Below are 12296 nucleotides of genomic sequence, written 5' to 3'. Positions count from 1 at the left end.
ACAGAGAAATGCAGGCGTCCTATCTCAACTCAAGACCCCAAAATTAGAGCTGCTTGCCCATGAACATGACCAGGTCGACCACGCGGTTGGAGTAGCCCCATTCGTTGTCGTACCAGGACACACACTTAATCATGTTGTCAATCTGCTTGGTCAGAGGAGCATCGTAAATCGAGGAGTGCGGATCGGTAACGATGTCGGTGGAGACGATGCCATCGTCGTTGTAATCCAAAATGCCCTTCAACGAGCCCTCAGCGGCAGCCTTCATAGCGGCATTGATGTCATCAATGGAGCAAGACTTCTTCGGGATAAAGCTCAAATCGGTAACAGAACCGGTGATTACCGGCACGCGCAGGGCGTAACCGTCGAGCTTGCCCTTCAACTGGGGAAGCACAAGGGCAACCGCACGGGCAGCACCGGTAGAGGTCGGAACAATGTTTTGAGCCGCAGCGCGGGCGCGACGCAGGTCCTTGTGCGGAGCGTCGTGAATGCGCTGGTCACCGGTGTAGGCGTGGATGGTGGTCATCAAGCCGTATTCAATACCGAACTCATCGTCCAGGACCTTAGCCATCGGAGCCAGGCAGTTCGTGGTGCAAGAAGCGTTAGAAACCACGTTATGCTTTGCCGGATCGTAAGTTTCGTGGTTCACGCCCATGACGAAAGTCGCATCCACATTGCCCTTGGCAGGAGCAGAAATAATGACCTTCTTGGCGCCAGCATTGATGTGCGCACGAGCCGCGTCACCATCGGTAAAGAAACCGGTGGATTCAATCACGATGTCCGCGCCCAAATCGCCCCAGGGCAACTTCGAAGGATCGCGCTCAGCCATAGCCGCGAACTTCTTGCCGTCAACGGTGATGGAATCGTCATCATAGGTGACGTCCTTGCCCAGGCGACCGGTCACCGAATCGTATTTCAACAGGTGAGACAGGGTGTGGTTGTCGGTCAAATCGTTCACGCCAACAATCTCGATGTCCGCGCCCTGCTCCAGGGCAGCGCGGAAGAAGTTACGACCAATACGGCCAAAGCCATTAATACCAACACGGACAGTCACAGTTTCCTCCATCTTGTGCAATCTCTCGTGCACATGTAGGTCCTTTAGATATTAATCCCAGCAGTGAATGCACTGCGGAACCCGGTCAAAATGTCGACCAGCCCTTAAAACCTACCCGAAACGCCCCTATAAATCATCAAAAATCGCGGTTAATTTCTGGTTAATTTCACTCTTTTGCGCCAGAACCTGCACAAAAAACATGTTTTATTAATTCGTGACGCCCTCTTTCGATGATTCGCGGCACATCAGCCGGTACTGCTGGGCATGGAGATAAAACCGCAAACCAACCTAAAAAGGACGTAGGATTCAGGTATGACCAACATTGATGTTTTTTCTAAAGATTTGTCCGCTCTGCACACTCCCCTGGTACTGGCAGTCACCAAAAAAGACGATGAGCTGCAGGTTCCTACTTTCCCCGCCCTGCTGGATTTTGCCCGCGCCGCCGGGATGACCGGAAAACTCGGAGAGGTCAATAGAGTCCCCTCCCCACATGACTTTTCCGCCGACTTTGTCGTGTTTGCCGGGGTCGGTTCCCCGAATACTCCTGCCGACGTGCTCCAGAACTTCCGTGAAGCTGCCGGCAACGTAACCCGCAGCATCACCAGTGAAGAACTTGCTTTTTCTTTCCCCACAAAGAACCGGGAGGAAGTCCTCGCCACGCTAGAGGGGGCACTTCTGGGAGCCTATCGTTTCGCCAAATATCAGTCCAACCCCGCTAAAACTCTGCAGACGCTGTACTTTCCGTCTGGTGATGCTCTCACCGAAACTGAGTACTCCCAGTTGCAAGCCACTATCAAAGCGGTGACGCGAGTCCGTGACCTGGTAAATACCTCGCCCTTGGAGCTGTATCCCGATTCTATGGCTCAGGCTTTCAAAAAAGCCAGCAAGAACTTGCCGGTGAGCTTTGAGAAGTGGGATTACCACGATCTCAAGGACCAGGGCTTTGGCGGACTCGTCGCGGTAGGGAAAGGCTCCAAACGCAAACCCTGCCTGGTGAAGTTGACCTACGCCCCCGAAGGCGCCAAAGCACATGTCGCGCTGGTCGGTAAGGGCATTACTTTTGATTCCGGTGGCTACAGCTTGAAACCGAGCTCTTCGATGCTCACCATGAAGTCCGATATGACCGGCGCCGCCACCATGGGAGCGGTGTGCTTGGCGGCAGCGGAAATGCGCCTGCCGGTTACGGTCACGGCGTGGCTGTGCTTGGCAGAAAATCTGGTCAGCGGGAATGCCTCGCGGGTCGATGACGTCATCACGATGAGAAGCGGGAAAACCGTGGAGATTACTAACACAGATGCGGAAGGGCGCCTGGTGCTGGCAGACGGTTTGACCATGGCGACTGCACAGCATCCCGACTTGGTAATCGACATGGCGACTCTGACCGGCGCCCAGAGAATCGCTTTTGGGACCCGAATTGCCGGGGTAATGGGCTGTCAAAAGGATCGGATACGCGACGCCTCCGTAAAGGTTGGGGAACCGGCTTGGACCGCACCGCTACCCGATTACCTGTTGGAACACTTGCATTCTGATGTGGCTGACATCGCGAATTCTTCCTCGAAACGCGAGGCTGGCATGTTGGTAGCAGGAATCTTCTTGAAACAGTTCGTTGGTGATACACCGTGGGCACATATCGACATCGCTGGTCCAGGTTTTAATACTGGCTCCGCCTGGGGATATACCCCGAAAGGTGGCACCGGTTACGGAGTGCGCACCTTGCTGGAAGTCATCGCCGAGATGGGACGCTAGCTGCGATTTTCTCTCACTTTGTGGGCATTAGCACATGAAAAACATTTAGTGAAAGAATGAACTTGCTGGCATTTGTTCCTATGACAGACTGGAGTTAAACATTGGGCGAAGAACAATACGATGTAGTGATTTTGGGCGGCGGAAATGGCGGTTACGCCTGTGCTTTGCGGGCGACTTCGCTGGGCATGAGCGTGGCTCTGGTCGAAGCGGACAAAGTCGGTGGCACCTGCCTGCATCGCGGTTGCATTCCTACCAAGGCTTTGCTCAGGGCGGCGGAGGTCGCCGATACCGTGCATGAGTCCGGGGAATGGGGCGTCGTTTCTGCTTACGGCGGTGTCGATATGGCTAAAGTGCGGGAATTCCAAAGCGGAATCATCAACAAAATGCATCGCGGTCTGTCTGGGTTGATTAAGAGTCACAAGGTCGAGTTCGTCAACTCTCGCGGTGTGCTTAGCGGGATTGATACGGTCACTGCCGGTGACCGGGTACTCAAAGGTCAGAACATCGTGTTAGCCTCCGGTTCCGTCACCAAGACTTTGGGAATGAACCTGGGTGGGCACATTATCGGTTCCGAGCACGCCCTGTTCCTAGATCGTGTTCCCAATTCGGTAGTGATTTTGGGCGGCGGGGTCATTGGCGTCGAATTTGCCTCCGTGTGGAAGTCTTTCGGGGCAGACGTCACCATCGTTGAGGCTTTGCCGCACTTGGTGCCTAACGAGGACGAGGACGTTTCTAAGGGATTAGAAAAGGCGTTCCGGTCTCGTGGGATTAATTTCATGACCGGGACTCGTTTCCAAAACGCCATAGAGGATGAGTACGGAGTAACGGTCAACACGGAGGACGGTCAGACGCTGCGTGCGGATTATCTGCTGGTGGCGATTGGTCGTGGACCGAACACGGCAAATATGGGTTATGAGGCGCAGGGTATCCCGATGGATCGTGGTTTTGTGCTAGCCAATGAGCGCTTGCACACCGGTGTGGGGAATATTTATGCAGTCGGGGATATTGTGCCCGGTCTGCAGCTGGCGCACCGGGCGACTATGCAGGGGGTCTTTGTGGCTGAGGAAGTCGCGGGACTGCAACCACGTGTAGTGCCCAATGACAACATTCCGCGCGTGACGTTCTGCGAACCCGAAATTGCCTCCGTAGGCTTAACTGAAGCGAAAGCTAAGGAAGTCTACGGCGCGGACAATGTCATCACGAAGCAGTCTAATATGCTGGGCAATGCGAAGTCACAAATGCTGAAAGCAGCTGGTTTCGTGAAACTGATCCAGGTCAAGGACGGTCCGATTGTGGGATTTCATGCTCTGGGTCAGCGCATCGGGGAACAGATTGGTGAGGGTCAGCTCATTGTGAACTGGGAAGCTGACGCAGAGGATTTGGCTTACCTGATGCACACCCACCCGACCCAAAACGAAATGATTGGTGAAGCGGCGATGGCTTTGGCTGGGAAACCGCTACACGGCTGAAACTTCGGGAAAGTCAATCAAAGGATAAGGACGAAATCATGGCTCAATCAGTTGCAATGCCCGCACTTGGGGAATCGGTAACCGAAGGTACCGTCACTAAATGGCTGAAAAACGTCGGCGACACCGTTGCCCTAGACGAACCCCTCCTGGAAGTCTCCACCGACAAAGTCGACACGGAGATACCCAGTCCCGTTGCGGGTGTGCTGACCAAGATTTTGGTTCCAGAGGACGAAACAGTCGATGTGGGCACCATTTTGGCTGAAGTTGGTGATGCTTCTGAGGTCAGTGCCACCCCGGTCGCTCCCGTTGCCCCGGCAGTTTCGACAGTGCCAGAGCTGCCGAATCCGGAGATTCCCTCCACCGTCACCGCTGGCAGCAATGGTGGCGCCCAGGTTGAGTGGTCCTATCCGACAATTCCCCCCATTCCTCCAAAGGCCGCAGAAGTTCCGGTTCCCCCGGTGCCTCCGGTAGTGGCACCAGCTCCGGCTGAACCGACTGTTTCGACTCCCCCGGTGCCCCCGGTTCCCCCCGCTGTGCCGCCGGCTCCAGTAGAATTGGCTGCACCAGTTGCGCCGGTCGCACCATCAGTCGCTCCCACAGCTCCCGCAGCCCCCGTTGCCCCAACTGTCGCGGCTCCCCCGGTTCCACCGATTCCACCGGTGCCACCGGTGCCGCCAACTGTACCAACCACCACAGAGTTTCCGGCAGCACCAGCAATCCCCACACCGCCACCCGCCCCCACAGCACCAGCTGTTCCCGCAGCACCGACGGCTCCCATAGTTGCTGAGACACCGAAAGCGCCAGCTGCCCCCGTGACTCCACCGGCTTCGGTTACTCCGGCTCCGCTGGCAGCACCTGCCGTTCCGGCGACACCTGCCGATAATCAGGCAGAGTACGCCACCCCAATTGTGCGAAAGCTAGCTGCTGAAAAGGGCGTTGACCTCAGCAAGGTGCACGGCACCGGGGTAGGGGGACGAATTCGCAAGCAAGATGTTTTAGACGCTGCTAGCAACATTTCTGACCAGTCGCAACCTCCCGCTGCACCTGTAGCTCCAGAGGTTTCACCAACGCCACCGGCTCCTGCGGATGTAACACCGCCGGCGTCCCCGGTTCCGACCGTTCCCGCCGTTCTGGATTCGCCGGTACCACCGGCTCGGGTTACTCCTGAGGTCCCGGCTCCACCGGTTCCCGTTACAGATACCCCCCGTGCCGCTGCCCCGAGCGGAGATTTGGATATGGCTCGCCTGGCGCAACTCTTTGCCGAAGTGGCAGAAGCCTTCGCGCATAAAGATGCCACGCCGGTGCCGCCAGCTCCGGCAGAATCGGCTGCACCAGTCGCGCCGGTAGCAAAATCAGTCGCTCCCGCAGCTCCCGTTGCCCCAACTGTCACGGCTCCCCCGGTTCCACCGGTTCCCCCGGTGCCACCTGTGCCTCCAGTTCCCTCGGCGCCCCCGGTTCCGCCAACTGTACCAACTACTACAGAGTTTCCGGCAGCACCAGCTGTTCCAGCAGCACCGGCGGCTCCGGAGACTCCTGTCTCCCCGGCGAATGGCACAGGTCAGCCCATTAAAATGCCAGCCCTGGGTGAGTCCGTCACCGAAGGCACTGTCACCAAATGGCTGAAAAACGTCGGCGACCCTGTCGCCTTAGACGAACCTCTCCTGGAAGTCTCCACCGACAAAGTCGACACCGAGATTCCCTCCCCCATTGCTGGCACCATCACCCAAATCGTCATCACTGAAGACGAAACCGTAGACGTCGGCACCGTCCTCGCCTACATCGGTTAGAGCCGGAATTATGTAAAACCGGCTCAATTAAGTCGGACCACCGAAGCAATCTTCCACGGATTGCCGGATAACAGAATCTCAGATTCCGTATCGGGAATTGCCGCAATCTGGTGGTGGTTCCCGATACGGTCAATTTGAGTGTAGGCACCTTGTGTCAGGGTCACTTGCAGACGTACCGAACGCGTGTTCTTGCCAGCGTTGCTTTTATTTCCTGCCACGATAGTTGCCGACTTCACCGCGGTGGATAAACCTTCAATCTGAGCTTGGCTAGACCGCAAAGCAGCCAGTAAGCTCGCATCGGCAGACCCAGCTATCGAATCTTTGACACTGAGTTTTTCCAAAGCCGCCCGGTCCTGACGAATCAGGGCGGTATCGCGTTTGGTCAGTAGCTGCTGCAGGATTTCCTGGGCGGAGGTGTCATCCGTGATGGGATCGCGCAAACTTGGTGGGTGCGGCTGGTCTCCCTCAGAATTGGGCAGCAGATTGGTGGGCGGCGTGGCTGCTGGTGTGGATGACATCACCGGCGAAGCAGTTTCAGGACCTGCCGGGTCCGCAAGGCGTTCCGATGGCGTCGGTGCATCGTGAGGAAACGCAGAAGTGTGGTCCGCTGCGTGAGGTGCATTTGCGCTGTTTTTTCGTCCCGCCCCAGGGCTGACTACCTTGTCTCCGGCGGGTAGCGACGTGCTTGGGGTCGTGGATTGCACGGGGAGAGCTTGGGCAGTATTAGGCAGATTCCCCAGGCGCGGTAACAGGACCGCGCCCAGTGCCAGTGCAGCTCCCATTAAAGCCGGCAATCCCCAGCGCAGTATTGGGCTGGGAGGGCGTATTTCGCGACGTTGCCCCTGTCCGGACCCCGGTCGGCGCAGGTGACGCGAAGACGAAACCAGCTCCGTCGCTACATCGCGTCCTGCCGCCCGCATTCGAGCCGCCATCAGCTCCGCCCCGCTCAGCAAGTCAATGCCGCAACACGGCAAGTTTTCCCAGGCATCGGCGAGTTCCCCCGCGCGGGGACGCGACCTGCCCTCCGGATGTAACGCTGCTTTCAGAAGCCCCGCGTCCATTCCCAATGCCAGCAACACCTGCGCCATCGCATAGACATCGCCGGCTTGTCTGGCTGCTAATGACTCGCCGGAACCTTCAGAGGATGTCCCCGCTGGGTGAGGCGACTCCCCCGCTGCCCCACTCCCGCCCAGCTCGTCTGTTTCCGGAGCGCTAAAAGCCCGAGTCATCCCTACGTCACCGAGCAGATCCACCAAGACCACCCGACCTTGTGCCGTCACCATCACATTGGCAGCCGAAACGTCCCCGTGGCTCAAACCGACCTCGTGCAGCGCTGCCAAACCCCGCGCCAGAGACAGAGCAATGAAGTTGACCTGTGGCGTGCTGAACTCGCGCCCCGCTCGCAAGACCTCGAGGTCTTGCCCGTCAAGATACTCAAAAATTGCTACGTAACGACCATCGGTCAGTTTGCGCAACTCGTGCAATTTCAGCAGGTTCGGACAGGATACCTTTCGCAGTGTTCGCAGTCGCGAGTCCAGCTGCGCCGGCAGAGTCCCACCCAACAGCTGCAGCGCGTGGGTACCGCCCTGTTCATCGACAACTCTCCACATGGGACCGCTCTGACCAAACCCCACCGGTTCATATAGGACATAACCAACAAGTTCCATACCACAATATATATCTAAGCAAAGGAACATAAATCAACAGACATCTTCAAACCTGTGGATAACTTTTGTTACCATGGCACAACTCGGTTTACCCCTGAAGCAAAAATCCCCTAAGATAAAGGCGATGGCTAAGAAAAGTAACACTGTGACCGGGGGCGACGCGTCCGGCAAGAAACGCAACATATTTCAGAATCTCAAGGACTCTTTCACCATCGTGAACCGGTCCTTCCCGTGGATTGTGTGGGCGATTTTGGCGACGCTGGTCGTGGCAGAAGCGTTAACCGTGTGGTACATGATTGTGGGCAAGCACTGGGTCATGGGCGCAATCACCATTGTTTTGGTGCTGATGGTCGTGCCGATGGCTTGGATTTCCGCGTTTTTGTCCCGCGCTATGCTGCGTCAGATTGAGGGGATGAAAGGCTGCGTTGGCGCGCTGCGCCAGCTGCTGCGCCGGTCCTGGTTTGCTGAGGAAGAGCCTGTGGCGGTCAATAAGGATCAAGATTTGGTATGGCGTTTCGTGGGTCCCCGCGGGATTTTCCTGGTTAGTGAAGGACCGCACTCTCGCGCCAGCAAGCTGCTCAACGATGAGACGAAAAAGACCACGCGAGTCGTCGCGCAGGTGCCGGTACACGCCGTAGAGTGCGGCACCGAAGATGGTCAGGTTCGCCTGGAACACTTGATGAAAACCATGTATAAAGCTCCACGCGCTTTGAATCGAAATGAGATTCCCGCAGTACAAAAACGACTGCTGGCGATTCACCGCAATCAGGGACTGCCGATCCCCAAGGGAATTGACCCTTACCGAGTTCGCCCTAATCGGCGCGCTTTGTACGGATAAAATTTATCCACCACTATCACAGACATGCGGGATGAAAAACTGTTACAATTTCTGAATTTTTTATGCGCGGGGATTTGCATAAAGTTGCACAGCTCTGTAAATTTATACCGATAGTTTATTTACACGACCGTCAACAAGGAGAATCTCATGCGTCGTCTTTCCGTTGCTATGCTTCTAGCTGCAGCCTCTTTGGGCTTAGCCGGATGCTCCACCGCTTCTACCGGAAATGCCGGCGGTGACGATGCTAATAATCCGCAACCCAGCGCCGCCCCCACTTTTGATTTTTCAACGATAAAGCCTGACCCCAAGGTCGAGGCGATGGTTCCCGCCGAGGTAAAGGAACGCGGCGTGCTCCGCAACGGCGCTTCTACCAGCTACGCTCCGGCGGAATTCTTGCTGGATGACGGCACCACCCCCACCGGCTACGAAGTGGACATGGTAAAGGCTATCGCCCTGACAATGGGTCTGGATGACGGCACCACCACTACCGAAGCGTTCGGCGCTCTGCTGCCCAAGATTGGCACGACTTACGATTTGGGGGCATCTTCGTTCACGGTTACACCGGAGCGCGTCGCAAACTATGACATGCTGGCTTACATGCGTATGGGTTCCCTATTTGCGGTGGCAAAGGGCAACCCGCAGGGCTTTGACCCCAAGGACATCTGTGGCAAAACCGTCGGAGTGCAGACCGGCACCCTGCAGGAAACTGAGCTGTTGCCGAAACTGAGCAAGCAGTGTGAAGCCAGCGGCAAACCGCCGGTAGACATCCAAAAAGAAGAGCTGCTGTCCAATGTATTCCCGAAAGTCATCTCGGGTCAGTATCAGGCTATGCTAGCCGATGATCCGGTCACGTCTTACTACGTGAAACAAACCCGCGGTCAGATGGAGCAAATTGGTCAGATTCTCGACCCTAGCCCCATCGGGATTGTGGTAGATAACAAAAATCAACAACTGTCCGCCGCGATTAAAGCGGCGATGGATTCCCTGCTGGCATCAGGAAAAATGCGGGAAATCATGGATAACTATGGCGCTGGCGCAGGCTTGTACGACGCGGTGGAGCTGAAAACTTCCGAGGCGAAATAACCCCTCAGCTCGCAGTCTTTGACGTTTCACTTTCCGATTCGGGGAGTCCGTCCGAGAACTACATCGGCGAGACTGAGCAGCCCAAGACATCAAAAGGACGATAACGCATGAGCGAAGAAGACTTGAAATTCAACCATCCACGACCGGTATTCCGTTTAAGCAGATGGGTCAGCGTGGCAGTGGTCGCGCTGGTAGTGCTCGGACTGGTCAACTCCCTTCTCACCAATCCCAACTACCATTGGGAGATGGTGCGAGAGTATCTGACGCACCCGAACTTGATTAAAGGAATCGGCTTCACTCTGGCACTGACGATAGGAGCGATGACAATCGGCGTCACCCTCGCTATTACCATGGCAGTGATGCGCCAGTCCCCGAACCCGGTGTTGAAGGGCGTTGCCTGGTTCTATATCTGGTTCTTCCGCGGCACTCCCGTATATACCCAGTTAATCTTTTGGGGCTTGCTGCCGACGCTGTACCCCATGATTACCCTGGGGATTCCTTTCGGACCGCAACTGTTTGCAGTGGAAACGAAGCTGGTGCTAAACATGTTCTGGTCAGCCATGCTGGGGCTAGGACTGAACGAGGGCGCTTACTTAGCTGAAATTGTGCGCGCTGGGCTAAACTCGGTGAATCCGGGACAGTGGGAGGCTGCTACCGCTCTGGGCATGAAGCGCAGCATGATTTTGCGTCGCATCGTCATTCCCCAAGCTATGCGCGTCATTGTCCCGCCCACTGGCAACGAAACGATTTCGATGTTAAAGACCACTTCCCTGGTTTCGGTGGTGCCGTTTACTTTGGAGCTGAACTTCCAGGCTCAAAACTTGGGACGCCTCACTTTCATGCCGGTGCCGATGATGATTTGCGCTGCGATTTGGTACCTGCTCATCACCTCGATTTTGATGGTGGGTCAGTACTACCTTGAGAAATACTTTGGCAAGGGTTTTAACACGCAGCAGTCCCCCACCTCATCGCGTAGCAAGTCTCTGAGCGCGGTTCCGGCAACGAAAACGCTATTGGATGTGAAATCGTGAGTAATGAGCTGATGCCAAACAATCCTCTAGACAGTAAAGATTCTGGTGGTATCATCGATGCTTTCCCGGATTTACGGCCGGGTAATCACATTCCCGCCCCTGCTGACGTGGTGGGGACCATGGTGGCTTTACGCGATGTCCACAAGTACTTTGGTCACCTGCACGTGTTAAAGGGTATTAACCTGGACATTCACAAGGGCGAGGTGTGCGTTCTCATCGGACCCTCCGGTTCTGGTAAATCTACAGTTTTGCGCTGCATCAATCAGCTGGAAACTATCACTTCCGGACGAATTTACCTGGACGGAGAGCTGTTGGGCATGTCCGAGGAAAAAGCTCCCCTGCCGGGACGGAGACGCTCGTGGTACTTAAAGACCGGCGCTTTGACTGAACGGAACACGGTGCTGCGCGAGCTACCTGATGAAATCGTGTCCGCTCAACGGGAACGTATCGGCATGGTATTTCAGCGTTTCAACCTGTTTCCTCACAAAACTGCTCTCGAAAACGTCATGGAGGCCCCGGTTCACGTCTTGAAGAAACCGCGTGATGAGGCTGCCGAGCAGGCAAAAGCGCTGCTGGATCGGGTTGGTCTGGGAGATCGCATGGACCACTATCCGTCCCAGCTGTCCGGCGGTCAGCAGCAGCGGGTGGCGATTGCCCGTGCTTTGGCGATGGATCCTGAACTGATGCTGTTCGATGAACCGACTTCCGCGCTCGATCCGGAACTGGTCGGTGAAGTGCTGCAGGTTATGAAAGATTTGGCTCGGGACGGGATGACTATGCTGGTGGTGACCCACGAAATTGGCTTCGCCCGAGAGGTCGGTCACACTCTGGCTTTTATGGACGAGGGACAAATCATGGAAATGGGAAGCCCTATCGAGGTTTTGGACAATCCTCGCGAAGCGCGCACCCGCGAGTTTGTCTCGAAGGTGTTATAGGTTAAGCCACGCCTGAATCGGCTCGGTTCCGCCAGCTGCTGTCACTCCAAAACCTATGGTCAGCGATATTGCCGCGACCGGAATAGCAGTCAGCAAATCCACCACGGCGTGCTGCTTGGTGAACTGGGTAGCCAGGACAATAGCCACAGCTACCAAGACCGAGACGACTCGTAGCCACCAGGGCATCTGCACTGTCACCACGGCGGTGAAAGCAATCATCATCGAGGTGGAACAGTGCAAGCTGGGGGCGCAATTGACCCCGCGGTAGCTCGTCTTGTACACCAGTGCCAACAAGCGTTCGGTCAGGCTTTGTCCCAATTCTTGACGCTGAAAAGTAGTGGGATACGCTAAATATGCTGCCACCGAAATGACTACGCAAAATATCCACGCAATCTGGAACACCACCCAGTTTCCCGGTGAAAAAAAGTACAGCGAAATCGGGAAGAATACAATCAGCGGAAACCACAACACGTATGGATAGACGAAAGCGGGAATGCGCGGGATGTGCCGATCTAGACCGCATTGGGGATTATGAAACACGTGCTGGAAACGCTCTGAGCCAAAGTACAGGATACTCTGCAGCAGCAAGATTGCGGCTTGGATTAATATCAACTTGGTCAAGAGGTTCACGGTTTAAGATCTTCTGTTTAGCAGTTTTGCGGGGCGAGCGTATCGAGTCTGACAGCGGT

At 55.8% G+C, this 12296-nt stretch carries 10 protein-coding genes; 7 read left to right on the top strand and 3 right to left on the bottom strand.

The features are described from left to right. Positions 1–43 precede the first annotated feature (43 nt). A complete protein-coding gene (gene gap / locus HMPREF0573_RS07860) occupies positions 44–1051 on the bottom strand; it encodes a type I glyceraldehyde-3-phosphate dehydrogenase (RefSeq protein ID WP_169756403.1) in 1008 nt (335 codons plus the stop codon). A 312-nt stretch (positions 1052–1363) separates the two neighbouring features. Here gap and HMPREF0573_RS07855 point away from each other — a divergent pair, with 312 nt between their 5' ends. The 3 genes from HMPREF0573_RS07855 to HMPREF0573_RS10130 all read left to right on the top strand — a co-directional run bounded on the left by HMPREF0573_RS07855 (position 1364) and on the right by HMPREF0573_RS10130 (position 6053). Further along, on the top strand, positions 1364–2797 hold the full coding sequence (locus tag HMPREF0573_RS07855) for a leucyl aminopeptidase (protein WP_013189504.1): 1434 nt from the start codon (positions 1364–1366) through the stop codon (positions 2795–2797). 101 nt (positions 2798–2898) lie between these two features. Continuing rightward, the gene (lpdA, locus tag HMPREF0573_RS07850) at positions 2899–4266 is read left to right on the top strand and encodes a dihydrolipoyl dehydrogenase (protein WP_013189503.1); all 1368 of its coding nucleotides are present in this window, start codon (positions 2899–2901) and stop codon (positions 4264–4266) included. A gap of 38 nt (positions 4267–4304) precedes the next feature. Continuing rightward, complete coding sequence (locus HMPREF0573_RS10130; protein ID WP_049776701.1) at positions 4305–6053, top strand: biotin/lipoyl-containing protein; 1749 nt, start codon at positions 4305–4307, stop codon at positions 6051–6053. A gap of 23 nt (positions 6054–6076) precedes the next feature. Here HMPREF0573_RS10130 and HMPREF0573_RS07840 read toward each other — a convergent pair whose 3' ends face one another. Beyond that, positions 6077–7663: a protein kinase domain-containing protein gene (locus tag HMPREF0573_RS07840; RefSeq protein WP_244855345.1), complete on the bottom strand. Its 1587-nt coding sequence runs from the start codon at positions 7661–7663 to the stop codon at positions 6077–6079. 181 nt (positions 7664–7844) lie between these two features. Here HMPREF0573_RS07840 and HMPREF0573_RS07835 point away from each other — a divergent pair, with 181 nt between their 5' ends. The 4 genes from HMPREF0573_RS07835 (at position 7845) to HMPREF0573_RS07820 (ending at position 11607) form a co-directional block, all read left to right on the top strand. Then, positions 7845–8558 (top strand): DUF4191 domain-containing protein, encoded by a 714-nt coding sequence (locus tag HMPREF0573_RS07835; RefSeq protein WP_236585872.1) that lies wholly within the window; start codon positions 7845–7847, stop codon positions 8556–8558. Between the two features lie 147 nt (positions 8559–8705). Then, positions 8706–9641: a transporter substrate-binding domain-containing protein gene (locus tag HMPREF0573_RS07830; protein WP_004006903.1), complete on the top strand. Its 936-nt coding sequence runs from the start codon at positions 8706–8708 to the stop codon at positions 9639–9641. Positions 9642–9748: 107 nt separating this feature from the next. Then, a complete protein-coding gene (locus tag HMPREF0573_RS07825) occupies positions 9749–10672 on the top strand; it encodes an amino acid ABC transporter permease (protein ID WP_004006904.1) in 924 nt (307 codons plus the stop codon). Then, positions 10669–11607, top strand: coding sequence for an amino acid ABC transporter ATP-binding protein (locus HMPREF0573_RS07820; protein WP_013189500.1), 939 nt, complete (start codon positions 10669–10671; stop codon positions 11605–11607). Before HMPREF0573_RS07825 ends, HMPREF0573_RS07820 begins: the two co-directional genes overlap by 4 nt. Here the strand turns inward: HMPREF0573_RS07820 and HMPREF0573_RS07815 are convergent. Continuing rightward, the gene (locus HMPREF0573_RS07815; protein ID WP_004006906.1) at positions 11602–12237 is read right to left on the bottom strand and encodes a phosphatase PAP2 family protein; all 636 of its coding nucleotides are present in this window, start codon (positions 12235–12237) and stop codon (positions 11602–11604) included. The two genes, HMPREF0573_RS07820 and HMPREF0573_RS07815, sit on opposite strands and share 6 nt — an antisense overlap. Between the last annotated feature and the right edge of the window lie 59 nt (positions 12238–12296).

Origin of the sequence: Mobiluncus curtisii ATCC 43063 (genome assembly GCF_000196535.1) — a bacterium.
GTDB lineage: Bacteria > Actinomycetota > Actinomycetes > Actinomycetales > Actinomycetaceae > Mobiluncus > Mobiluncus curtisii.
The sequence above is the reverse complement of the archived record's forward strand: the minus strand, read 5'-3'. Positions and strand labels throughout refer to the sequence as shown.

Coding starts and splice junctions, on each gene's coding strand:
- HMPREF0573_RS07855 (WP_013189504.1), top strand. CDS start 1,364: ATGACCAACATTGATGTTTTTTCTAAAGATTTGTCCGCTCTGCACACT.
- HMPREF0573_RS10130 (WP_049776701.1), top strand. CDS start 4,305: ATGGCTCAATCAGTTGCAATGCCCGCACTTGGGGAATCGGTAACCGAA.
- HMPREF0573_RS07840 (WP_244855345.1), bottom strand. CDS start 7,663: ATGTGGAGAGTTGTCGATGAACAGGGCGGTACCCACGCGCTGCAGCTG.
- HMPREF0573_RS07835 (WP_236585872.1), top strand. CDS start 7,845: ATGGCTAAGAAAAGTAACACTGTGACCGGGGGCGACGCGTCCGGCAAG.
- HMPREF0573_RS07830 (WP_004006903.1), top strand. CDS start 8,706: ATGCGTCGTCTTTCCGTTGCTATGCTTCTAGCTGCAGCCTCTTTGGGC.
- HMPREF0573_RS07825 (WP_004006904.1), top strand. CDS start 9,749: ATGAGCGAAGAAGACTTGAAATTCAACCATCCACGACCGGTATTCCGT.